Annotated in this window: 11 protein-coding genes; 4 read left to right on the plus strand and 7 right to left on the minus strand. The window is 71.6% G+C overall.

The features are described from left to right. From FOY91_RS19415 to FOY91_RS19430, 4 genes are all read right to left on the minus strand, one after another. The coding region (locus FOY91_RS19415; protein ID WP_145155430.1) for an AAA family ATPase at positions 1 to 1,223 on the minus strand (1,223 nt) is incomplete at its 3' end. A 27-nt stretch (positions 1,224 to 1,250) separates the two neighbouring features. Next, on the minus strand, positions 1,251 to 2,003 hold the full coding sequence (locus tag FOY91_RS19420; RefSeq protein WP_145155432.1) for a thioredoxin domain-containing protein: 753 nt from the start codon (positions 2,001 to 2,003) through the stop codon (positions 1,251 to 1,253). Positions 2,004 to 2,038: 35 nt separating this feature from the next. Further along, positions 2,039 to 2,716, minus strand: coding sequence for a thioredoxin domain-containing protein (locus FOY91_RS19425; protein ID WP_162527287.1), 678 nt, complete (start codon positions 2,714 to 2,716; stop codon positions 2,039 to 2,041). Then, complete coding sequence (locus tag FOY91_RS19430; RefSeq protein ID WP_145155435.1) at positions 2,713 to 3,276, minus strand: DUF721 domain-containing protein; 564 nt, start codon at positions 3,274 to 3,276, stop codon at positions 2,713 to 2,715. Before FOY91_RS19430 ends, FOY91_RS19425 begins: the two co-directional genes overlap by 4 nt. A gap of 14 nt (positions 3,277 to 3,290) precedes the next feature. Here FOY91_RS19430 and mutY point away from each other — a divergent pair, with 14 nt between their 5' ends. Further along, a complete protein-coding gene (gene mutY, locus FOY91_RS19435) occupies positions 3,291 to 4,355 on the plus strand; it encodes an A/G-specific adenine glycosylase (protein ID WP_145155437.1) in 1,065 nt (354 codons plus the stop codon). Then, positions 4,352 to 5,236: an NAD(+) diphosphatase gene (gene nudC / locus FOY91_RS19440; protein WP_145155439.1), complete on the plus strand. Its 885-nt coding sequence runs from the start codon at positions 4,352 to 4,354 to the stop codon at positions 5,234 to 5,236. Before mutY ends, nudC begins: the two co-directional genes overlap by 4 nt. Positions 5,237 to 5,240: 4 nt before the next feature. Here nudC and FOY91_RS19445 read toward each other — a convergent pair whose 3' ends face one another. Beyond that, positions 5,241 to 6,137, minus strand: coding sequence for a prephenate dehydratase (locus tag FOY91_RS19445; RefSeq protein WP_145155441.1), 897 nt, complete (start codon positions 6,135 to 6,137; stop codon positions 5,241 to 5,243). A gap of 127 nt (positions 6,138 to 6,264) precedes the next feature. Here FOY91_RS19445 and FOY91_RS19450 point away from each other — a divergent pair, with 127 nt between their 5' ends. After that, positions 6,265 to 7,035, plus strand: a complete 771-nt coding sequence (locus FOY91_RS19450; protein WP_145155443.1) for a c-type cytochrome — start codon at positions 6,265 to 6,267, stop codon at positions 7,033 to 7,035. A 106-nt stretch (positions 7,036 to 7,141) separates the two neighbouring features. After that, the gene (locus FOY91_RS19455; RefSeq protein ID WP_145155445.1) at positions 7,142 to 7,522 is read left to right on the plus strand and encodes a GIY-YIG nuclease family protein; all 381 of its coding nucleotides are present in this window, start codon (positions 7,142 to 7,144) and stop codon (positions 7,520 to 7,522) included. Positions 7,523 to 7,992: 470 nt separating this feature from the next. Here FOY91_RS19455 and FOY91_RS19460 read toward each other — a convergent pair whose 3' ends face one another. Both FOY91_RS19460 and FOY91_RS19465 read right to left on the minus strand, forming a co-directional pair. After that, positions 7,993 to 8,859, minus strand: coding sequence for an LOG family protein (locus FOY91_RS19460; RefSeq protein ID WP_145155447.1), 867 nt, complete (start codon positions 8,857 to 8,859; stop codon positions 7,993 to 7,995). A gap of 44 nt (positions 8,860 to 8,903) precedes the next feature. Beyond that, positions 8,904 to 9,542: an extensin family protein gene (locus FOY91_RS19465; RefSeq protein WP_238995801.1), complete on the minus strand. Its 639-nt coding sequence runs from the start codon at positions 9,540 to 9,542 to the stop codon at positions 8,904 to 8,906. Between the last annotated feature and the right edge of the window lie 183 nt (positions 9,543 to 9,725).

The following is a 9,725-nucleotide window of genomic DNA, read 5'->3' on the forward strand; positions in this document are numbered from 1 at the left end:
GCTGAGCAGCGCGCGGCGGTGACGGCGGCCTGCGCCACGCGCTGCTCAGCCAGTTCGGCGGCCTGCCCGGCCTGCGCGCGGGCAAGCGCCACCTCCGCGTCGCGCGCCTCGCCCTCCGCCGCCGCCACCCGCGCGGCCGCCCTGCCGCTTTCCGCCCCGGCGGTGGCGAGCCGGGCCGTCAGCGCCCGATCCTCCTCGCCCAGCCCCGTGAGCGCTGCCGCCGCATCGAGCGCGAGGCTGTCCTCCCGGGCGCGGTCGGTCGCCAGTGTCCTGCGCTGTGCGGTCAGCTCGTCGATCCGCCGGCCGAGCGCCGCCCGCTTCGCCCGCATCTCGGTCAACGCATGGCCGGCCTGCGCGGCGGCCTCGCGTGTCTGTTCGGCAGCGGTGCGACAACGGGCGAGACCGGCGGCGGTCTCATGCTGCCGCGTGGCGGCGTCGCGCTGCGCGCCGGCGGCCGCTTCCACCAGTTGCGTGGCGCGGGCGGCCTCCACCTCGGCGGCCTCGGCGGCGGCGGCGGCCTCGCGCCAGCGGGCGAAGACCAGCTTCGCCTCGGCCATCCTGATCGCGGTGGAAAGCGCGCGGTACTTCTCGGCGGCTCTGGCCTGCCGGCGCAGCGTCGCCAGCCGCGTCTCCATGTCGGCGATCAGTTCGTCCAGCCGCACCAGATTGGCCTCGGTGGCGCGCAGCTTCTGTTCGGCATCCTTGCGCCGCACGTGCAGCCCGGCGATGCCGGCCGCCTCCTCCAGCATCATCCGCCGCTCCGCCGGCCTGGCCGCGATCACCGCCGCGATCCGCCCCTGGCTGACGAGCGCGGGGGAATGCGCGCCGGTGGCCGCATCGGCGAACAGCAGGCCCACGTCCCTGGCCCGCACGTCCCGCCCGTTGATCCGGTAGGCGGAGCCGGCACCGCGCTCGATCCGCCGGACCACCTCGGTTTCCTGCAGGTCCGCCTCGCCGGGGATGGCCGCATCGACAAGGATCGTCACCTCGGCAAAGGCGCGCGGCGGCCGGCTGGCGGTGCCGGCGAAGATCACGTCCTCCATGCCGCCACCGCGCAGCGACCGGGCGGAGCTTTCGCCCATCACCCAGCGGATCGCCTCCAGCAGGTTCGACTTGCCGCAGCCGTTCGGCCCGACGATGCCGGTCAGCCCTGGCTCGACATGCAGTTCCGCCGGTTCGACGAAGCTCTTGAAGCCGGAGAGCTTCAGCCTGCGGATGCGCATGGGCGCCCGCCCCCCGGCCCGGCCGGATCAGCCGGCCAGCGCGGCGTCGAGCTTCTGCTTCAGGCTCGCCCAGTCGAACGCGCCCTCGGCCAGCGTGCCGTTGACGAGGAAGCTGGGGGTGCCGGTGATCTTGTCCTGATTGGTGCCCATCTCGCGGATGGCGATCACCTTCGCCAGCCCGTCCTTGTCGGTCAGGCATGCCTGCGCCTTGCCGGCGGGCAACCCGCGCGAGCCGAAGAAGGTGTCAAGCCCGCCGGCCTTGGCGAGCGCGGCGAATTGCTGATCCTCGGGCAGCGCGGCGATGCGCTTCTGGTCCGCGTCGCTCAGGTTCTGGAAGTTGCCGACCCAGCTTTCCTGATTGGCATACACCTGCTCGACCAGCTTGAAGAATGGTGCCGGCCCCTGGCAGCGCGCCAGCAGCGAGGCGGCGACGTCGATCGAGTTCAGCACGAAGGTGCGATATTCCCAGCTCACCTTGCCGGCGCGGACATAATCGGCCTGGAGCGCGCCGGCGCCCTCCTTGGCGAAGGCGGCGCAGTGCGGGCAGGTGAGCGAGGCATATTCGACCAGCTTCACCGGCGCATCCGGGTTGCCCATGCGGAAACCGCCCTCGGGGGTAAGGGTGACGGTCTGCGTCCAGTCCTGCCCGGCGGGCGTCTGACCGGCGGCAGCGGCGGTGTTGCCCGTGCCACCGGCGGCGGGCGCTTCGGCGGGTTTCTTGTCGCAGCCGGCGACGGTGAGCGCGATGGCGGCGAGCGCCCAGCGAGGATCGAAACGCATACTCAGGGGCTCCTGTAAGGCGGGCGGGAAAGGCTTCAGCGCAGCGCGGCGGCGATCTGGGGGGATAGGGTCATCCAGCTCGCCCCTTCCACCGCGCGATCGTTGATGAGGAAGGTGGGCGTGCCGGTAATCTTGCGCGTGCCCCAGGCCTCGGCGGTCATCGCGGCCAGCGCGCCCTGCTCGGCGCGGTTGCCGATGCAGGCGGCGGCGGCGGCAGGCGAAAGGCCGACGATGGCGGGCAGGCCGGCACCGCTGGCGGTGGCGAGCAGCGCCGCCTGCCGTGCGGCGGGGGTGTCGGCGTCGTCCACGTCGAGCGCGGCGGCGCGCGGCAGCCATTGCGCCTGCGCGGCGAAGATCTTTTCCACCCGGCCGAAATAGCCCTTCGGCCCGGCGCAGCGCGCGATCAGCGAGGCGGCAAGGTCCGCCCGGTCGCGCACGGCGTGGCGCAGCTCCAGGCTCACCAGCCCGCGCCGGATGGTATCGGCCCGCAGCGCCGGCAGGCCCTCGGCAGCGAAGGCGGCGCAGTGCGAGCAGGTAAGCGAGGCATATTCGACCACCCGCACCCGCGCCGTCGGATTGCCCAGCACATAGGCGCCGCCCGGCGCGCGGGTGACGGTGGCAGACCAGTCGTGCGCGACGGCGGCGGGGCGTGCCGGGGTGGCCGCCACGCCGGGCGTGGCGAGCAGCACGGCGAGAATGGCGAGCGCCTTCACAGCGCGGTCTCCCGCTCGGCCGTGCCGATGACGGGCAGGCCGACGACGGGCATGCCGGTGCTGGCCCCCAGCGCGCCGGCCAGCGAGGCGAGGCAGGCGCGCAGTTCCGGGTCGGCGATGTCCCGCAGGCTGTCACCCAGTTCCGCCGGCACCGGCCGCAGCGACGGCGGCGCGCGTCGTGCCGGTGGCGGCGCCGCGGCGGCGGACTGGCGGAAGGCGACGCGGGCGACCGCCGGATAGCCGAAGAAACGGTTCACCCGCTCCACGATGGCCGGGGCGACATGCTGCATCATCGGGGCGTGGGCGCCGTCCACCACGAGCGTCAGCACGCCGTCTTCTCGCTTGCCATAAGGGAAGCGGATCGAGTCGGGCGTGGAGACGCCGGCATAGCGTTCGCCCACGATCTCGGGCCAGCGGCTTACCACCGAGGACTGGACGAAGCCGAAGCGGCGGAACGAGGCGCGCCCGACATCGGGCAGCATCTGCCCCACCGGCCGCGCCGCCCCGCCCCGCCGTGGTTCCGGCGCCGTCTGTTTTCGTTTCGTCATCCACCGCCCCATGCCATAGCGCCCCCATGTTCGTCGATGCCGCCGAGGCGCTTCTCGCATGGTATGATCGCAGCGCGCGTACGCTGCCGTGGCGCAGCCCCCCGGGGATGCCCGCCGCCGATCCGTATCGCGTGTGGCTTTCCGAGGTGATGCTCCAGCAGACCACGGTGGCGACGGTACGCGCCTACTTCGCCCGCTTTACCGAGCGCTGGCCCACGGTGCAGGCGCTGGCCGCCGCCGCCGACGAGGAGGTGATGTCGGCATGGGCGGGGCTGGGCTATTACGCTCGCGCCCGCAACCTGCTGGCCTGCGCGCGCGCGGTGGCGGCGGCGGGCGGGCGTTTCCCCGATACGGAAGCGGGGTTGCGCGCGCTGCCCGGCATCGGCGCCTATACCGCCGCCGCCGTCGCCGCGATCGCCTTCGGCCGTCGCGCGGTGGTGGTGGACGGCAATGTCGAGCGCGTCGTCTCGCGCCTGTTCGCGATCGAAACGCCGCTGCCCGCCTCCCGCCCGGAAATCGCCGTCGCCACCGAGTCGCTGACCCCGGCCACCCGCGCGGGCGATTTCGCACAGGCGATGATGGATCTGGGCGCGACGATCTGCACCCCGCGCAATCCGGCCTGCGCGATCTGCCCCTTGCGCGAGCGATGCGCGGCGGTGAGGACCGGCGACCCCGCCCGCCTCCCGCTCAAGACGGCCAAGCGCGCGCGGCCGCAACGGCATGGCACCGCCTTCTGGCTGGAACGCGACGGCCACGTCTTGCTCCACCGTCGCCCGGAAAGGGGGTTGCTCGGCGGGATGCGCGCGCTGCCGAGCGGGCCATGGCAGGCGGACGATCCCGGCCTTACGGACGCACCGGTGGCGACGGACTGGGTTTCGCTCGGCCATGTCGCGCATGTCTTCACCCATTTCGCGCTGGACCTCGCGGTCGTCGGTGGCACCGCGACCGTGGATGTGGCGGGCGAGTGGTGGCCGGTCGCGCACATCGGGGAGGCCGGCCTGCCCACCCTGTTCGCCAAGGCCGCCACCCTCGCCCGCGCCACCTTCGCGCCTGACCCCGCCCCATCCTATCCCGCCGGAGTATCCGCATGACCGACACGCCCCCCGGCTTCACCGGATCCCCGCTGGACCGGCTGGACAACGAGCGCGAGAACCCCGCCGCTTATGCCACCCACCGCGCCGACCCGCGCGCGCGGCTGCTGCGCCTGGACGGGCTGGATCCCGTGACGAACGACGCCGGCGCACTGGCGTGGGTGCCGCTCGGCGAGGCGCCGGCCGATGCCGAGCTGGCGCTGCTGGGCCTGATCGACGGCACGCCCCGTTTCGTGGCGCTCGGGCAGGGCGCGCGCGGTTCCGGGCACAACGCCATCTTCCGCCTGCTCGATTCGCTGCCGGCCGGCGAGGCGGGCACCTATGCCGCCGCGCGCAGCCTGGTCGACTGGCATGCACGCCACGGTTTCTGCGCCAACTGCGGCGTGCCCACCGAGACGATGCGCGCCGGCTGGGCGCGGCGCTGCCCCGGCTGCGGCGCCGAGCACTACCCACGCACCGACCCCGTCGTCATCATGCTGGCCGAGCATGAGGCGGATGGCGATCGGCGCATCCTGCTGGGCCGCCAGCCACGCTTCCCCGCCGGGCGCTATTCGGCGCTGGCGGGTTTCCTCGAAGTCGGCGAATCGCTGGAGGAGGCGGTCGCCCGCGAGCTGATGGAGGAGGCCGGCGTTCGCGCCACCGCCGTGCGCTATGTCACGAGCCAGCCGTGGCCGTTCCCGTCGTCGCTGATGATGGCCTGCATCGCCCGCGTCGACTCGGACGCGATCACGCTCGACACCAACGAGCTGGAGGACGCGATGTGGGTGACGCGGGCCGATGTGGCCCTGTCGATTGCCGGGGATGCCGCCGCGCCGTTCATCGCCCCGCCGCGCTATGCGATCGCCTACACCCTGCTTGAGCGATGGCTGGCGGGCGCCTGAGCGATCACCCCAGCTTGCGTTCGCGCGCCTGCGGGTAGGTGCCGAGGATACGGACCCACTTGGTGTGGAACGCCAGTTCCTCCAGCGACCGGCGCACGCGCGGATCCTCCGGGTCGCCCTCGATATCGGCGTAGAACTCGGTCGCGGCGAAGCTGTCGCCGCGCTGGTAGCTTTCCAGCTTCGTCATGTTCACGCCGTTCGTCGCGAAGCCGCCCATCGCCTTGTAGAGCGCGGCGGGGATGTTCTTCACCGCGAAGATCAGCGTCGTCATCATCCGGGCGGCGGGTGCGCGCTGCGGCTGTTCCAGCGCCAGCACCACGAAGCGGGTCATGTTGTGCGCCTCGTCCTCCAGCCCCTCGGCCAGCGTGTGCAGGCCGTAATAATGCGCCGAGGCGAGCGGCGCGATCGCCGCCGTCTGCGGATCGCCGCGCTCGGCCACCAGCGCGGCGGCGCCGGCCGTGTCGGGGTAGGAGATCGGTCGCAGCCCGCGCGCGCGCAGCCACTGGCGGCACTGGCCCAGCGCCTGCGGATGGCTCATCACCTCGGTGATCGGCACGGCCGGGTCGATCACCATCAGCGCGTAGCGGATCGGCAGGAAATGCTCGCCGGTGATGACCAGCCCGGATTCCGGCAGCAGGAAGTGCATGTCCGCCACGCGGCCGTGCAGCGAGTTCTCGATCGGGATCATCGCGCAGTCGGCCCGCTGCTCGCGCACCGCATCGATCGCGTCCTCGAAGCTGAAGCAGGGCAGCGGCAGCGCGTTCGGGAACGCCTCGCTGACGGCGATGTGCGAGTTCGCGCCGGGCGCGCCCTGGAAGGCGACGGCGCGTTCCGGCGCCAGCGCTGCTGCCTCTGTCATCGTGGCGACGAGCGCGCGGGCGGGGGCGGGATAGCTTTCCATGATCGCGCCGAGCGATTAGGCGGGTGTGGGCGGCGCCGCAAGCGCGCTTGCGGTAAGCGCCCCGCGAATCTAAAGGGATCGCGCTTGGCGCAATCAGGGTAGCGCGAGCGAGGAGGTTGCGAGGGGCATGGACGACCGCACGAACACGATTGCCGGCTGGGCTTTGGCCGGTGGCATCGCCGCATTGGGTCTCTCGATCGTTTCGGGCGAGTATTTCCACGCCGAACGGCCCGAGAAGATGGGCTATGTCGTCGAGGGCGTCGAGGAAGAGGCCGGCGGTGACGCCGCCGCCCCGGCCCAGCCGATCGAATTCTATCTCGCCAGCGCGGACCCGGCCAAGGGCGCCGACGTCTTCAAGAAGTGCGCGGCCTGCCACAATGCGGACAAGGGTGGCGCCAACGCGCTCGGCCCGAACCTGTGGGGCGTGCTGGGCGAGAGTATCGGCAAGGGCGCGAACGGCTTCCCCTTCTCCGATGCACTGTCCAGCAAGGGCGGCACCTGGGCGTGGGGCAACCTGAACGAATGGCTGACCAGCCCGAAGAAGTTCGCCCCCGGCACCAAGATGACCTTCGCAGGCCTCTCCAAGCCGGAAGACCGGGCGAACGTGATCGCCTATCTGAACCAGCAGAGCGATTCGCCGCTGCCGATGCCGGCTGCACCCGCCGCCGGCGCCGCGCCAGCCGCCGCGGGCACACCCGCTGCGGACGGCGCACCGGCCGAGGGTGGCCCCGCCAACGCCACGGGCGCGCCGACCGCCAACACCGGCTCGACCGAGGCGGCCAAGGGCAAGGACGTGCCCGTGCAGACCGAGGCACAGGCCGCCGCCAGCCCGAAGGGCAACATCGCGGGCGATGCGGCCCCGGCGACGTCCGGCACGGCGAAGCAGGAAAAGCACTGATCGGCCTTCGCGCACCAGCGACGACCGACACAGGCGGCCGGGGGAAACCCCGGCCGTTTTCGTATGGGCCCCGCCGGCGCACCATGCGGGCCGCACGGAACGGCGGATGACCCCGCCCCCATCTCCGTTGGAGGTACCCGACTGGCTGCCCCGCGCGCTCGCCGCCGCCCGCACCCTGCGCGCCACGACGCGCGGCGCGGCCGGAGCGAAACATTCGGTCTACGTCATCCTGCTGCACGATCCTGCCCGCCGCCAGCCGTGGGGCCTGTACGTCGGCCAGACGGCACGCGACCCCGACTGGCGGTTCGATCAGCACAAGGCCGGTTACAAGGCGAGCGGCCCCGCCCGCCGCTTCGGCCAGCGACTGCTGCCCGAACTCGTCGCACACCTGAATCCCATGCGCGGATGGGAATCGCTCGATCTGGAAGCGGCGCTGGCAGAGACGCTACGGGCCGTGGCGATCCCGTGGATCGAGGGCGGGCATTAGGGTCGGACGGCGTGAACCGATCCCTCGTCCTGAGGGGATGGCCGGGGCGGCAAGCCCTCGCCCGGCTTTGGGTATGATCCAGCCGAGTGCGGATCGTACCGAACGAAGTCGGGACGCCGATCGTCCTGTGAATGGCCGGCCCCTCGACATCGTTCGGGGTATGGAAACGGACAAGCCGGGCTTCTGCGCGGCCTCAGAGATCAACAAGGCTGCCGGACCGGCGGCTGCGAGGACGGTGGCGGCCCTTCACCTATCGAGGCTGAATGCCCCGTCGTGCGGTATAACGCCAGCGTGCCCGGCTACTTGGAAGCGCGCAAAACGCTACGCTAGGCATTGGAACCGGGCGAACAAAGCCGCCTGCCCCAGAAAAGCCGGAGAACGACGCTAAAAGGGTCGCTTTGGTTTCGACTTCGCCCGAAACGAGGCCAGCTTGTCAGACAGGCCGCCCGCCCAAGAGCGTCGAAGCGCCCCTACCCCGCGTCGTGCGCCCAGTAATCGCGCACGTGGGCCCACGCCTCCTCGGCCGTCTCGGCGAAGTGGATCAGGTCGAGATCGGTGGGCGAAATCACGCCTTCCATCATCAGCGCGTCGAAATCGATCACCCGCGTCCAGAAGTCGCGGCCGAACAGGACGATCGGCAGCGCCGCCATCTTGCCGGTCTGCACCAGCGTCAGCAGCTCGAACAACTCGTCGAACGTGCCGAAGCCGCCGGGGAACACCGCCACCGCCCGCGCCCGCAGAAGGAAGTGCATCTTGCGCAGCGCGAAATAGTGGAACTGGAACGACAGCGCCGGCGTGACATACTCATTGGGTGCCTGTTCGTGGCCCAGCACGATGTTGAGGCCGATCGATTCGGCCCCCGCGTCCGCCGCGCCGCGATTCGCCGCCTCCATGATCGAGGGGCCACCGCCCGAGCAGACGACGAATTGCCGCCACCCCGCATCGTCGAGCGGCGTGCCGCTCGCCAGCGCCGCCAGCGCGCGCGCCTCGGCGTAGTAGCGCGCCTTGTCGCGCAACCGTTCGGCGATCGTGCGCTGGGTGTCGGTAACGGCGGCATCGACCAGCAGGTCCGCCCGATCCGGCGCGGGGATGCGGGCCGAGCCGTAGAACACGAAGGTGGAGCGGATGCGCGCCTCGTTGAGCAGCAGCTCGGGCTTCAGCAGCTCCAGCTGGAAGCGCACCGGGCGCAGGTCTTCGCGCAGCAGGAAATCCATGTCCTGAAAGGCCAGGCGGTAGGCCGGGTCGCCCGTCTGCGGGCTGAGGGTGGCGGCGCGGGCACTGGCGGCATCGGCCTTGGCCGGCTGAAACACGCGGTCGGGGAGATCGGGATCGGTCATGCCCGTACGTAGCGAGCGTTCGTGACGGTTCAACGGCAATCCGCTCAGCGGCAATAAGGCCCGCGCCCCATGTCGAAATGCAGGTGATCGTGATGCAGCGCGTTGGCATCCGGCCCCAGCACCACCGAGAAGCGCCGGCACGCTGCCTTGTGGACCGCGCGCAGGAAGTTGCGGGCGTTCTCGTCCGGCCCGTTCCAGTCCGCCTTCACGGTGATGCGCCGGCCGTTCTCCAGCACGAAGCCGCCGATATCGACCGCGTTGGCGCTGCCATGCTCGGACAGGCGATTGCCCGCCCGGTTGTTGATCGGCCGGCAGGCGTAGGTGCCCATGCTCTCGATCTTCGCCACGCGCGAATCGAGCCACGCCATCGACGCGTTCTGCAGCGCCTCGTTGGTCCACGCGACGAAGCGTTCGGCCAGCCGGCACTTCATCGCGCCCAGATTGGCGGTGGGGATGCCGATCTTCACCAGCTTCACCGTGCCCACGGTGGAGCAGCCGCCGGCCATCACCCGGTCCGGCAGGCTCTGGAAGCTGGCACCCTGCCGGCCGAGGTCGGCGAGGCACTGGCGCAGGACGCGCGGATCCTCGACACGGGGGGCGGTCGCGACGGGGCGCTTGCCCGAACGCGGCGGCGGCTTGCGCCCCGACCCGCCGACGCAGGCGGACAGGAGAAGGCTGGCCACGATGACCGTCACCCCGGCCCTGTGCCGGTGTCCACCGATGGACGAGCGCACCGCTCGCGCCCCCTGAAAAAAGCGCCGTTCGCGGGTGGCCCCCGGCACAGGGCCGGGATGATCGGACGAACGACCGATCCCGCAAAACGGAACAAGGCGTGGGAGGGGAACGCGACGCATCCCTCCCTATCC

Origin of the sequence: Alterirhizorhabdus solaris, from assembly GCF_007785815.1 — a bacterium.
Lineage (GTDB): Bacteria > Pseudomonadota > Alphaproteobacteria > Sphingomonadales > Sphingomonadaceae > Alterirhizorhabdus > Alterirhizorhabdus solaris.

Bases quoted from the DNA above. Each gene is read 5' to 3' on its own strand.
- FOY91_RS19420 (WP_145155432.1), bottom strand. From the start codon at position 2,003: ATGCGTTTCGATCCTCGCTGGGCGCTCGCCGCCATCGCGCTCACCGTC.
- FOY91_RS19430 (WP_145155435.1), bottom strand. From the start codon at position 3,276: ATGGGGCGGTGGATGACGAAACGAAAACAGACGGCGCCGGAACCACGG.
- mutY (WP_145155437.1), top strand. From the start codon at position 3,291: ATGTTCGTCGATGCCGCCGAGGCGCTTCTCGCATGGTATGATCGCAGC.
- nudC (WP_145155439.1), top strand. From the start codon at position 4,352: ATGACCGACACGCCCCCCGGCTTCACCGGATCCCCGCTGGACCGGCTG.
- FOY91_RS19445 (WP_145155441.1), bottom strand. From the start codon at position 6,137: ATGGAAAGCTATCCCGCCCCCGCCCGCGCGCTCGTCGCCACGATGACA.
- FOY91_RS19450 (WP_145155443.1), top strand. From the start codon at position 6,265: ATGGACGACCGCACGAACACGATTGCCGGCTGGGCTTTGGCCGGTGGC.
- FOY91_RS19455 (WP_145155445.1), top strand. From the start codon at position 7,142: ATGACCCCGCCCCCATCTCCGTTGGAGGTACCCGACTGGCTGCCCCGC.
- FOY91_RS19460 (WP_145155447.1), bottom strand. From the start codon at position 8,859: ATGACCGATCCCGATCTCCCCGACCGCGTGTTTCAGCCGGCCAAGGCC.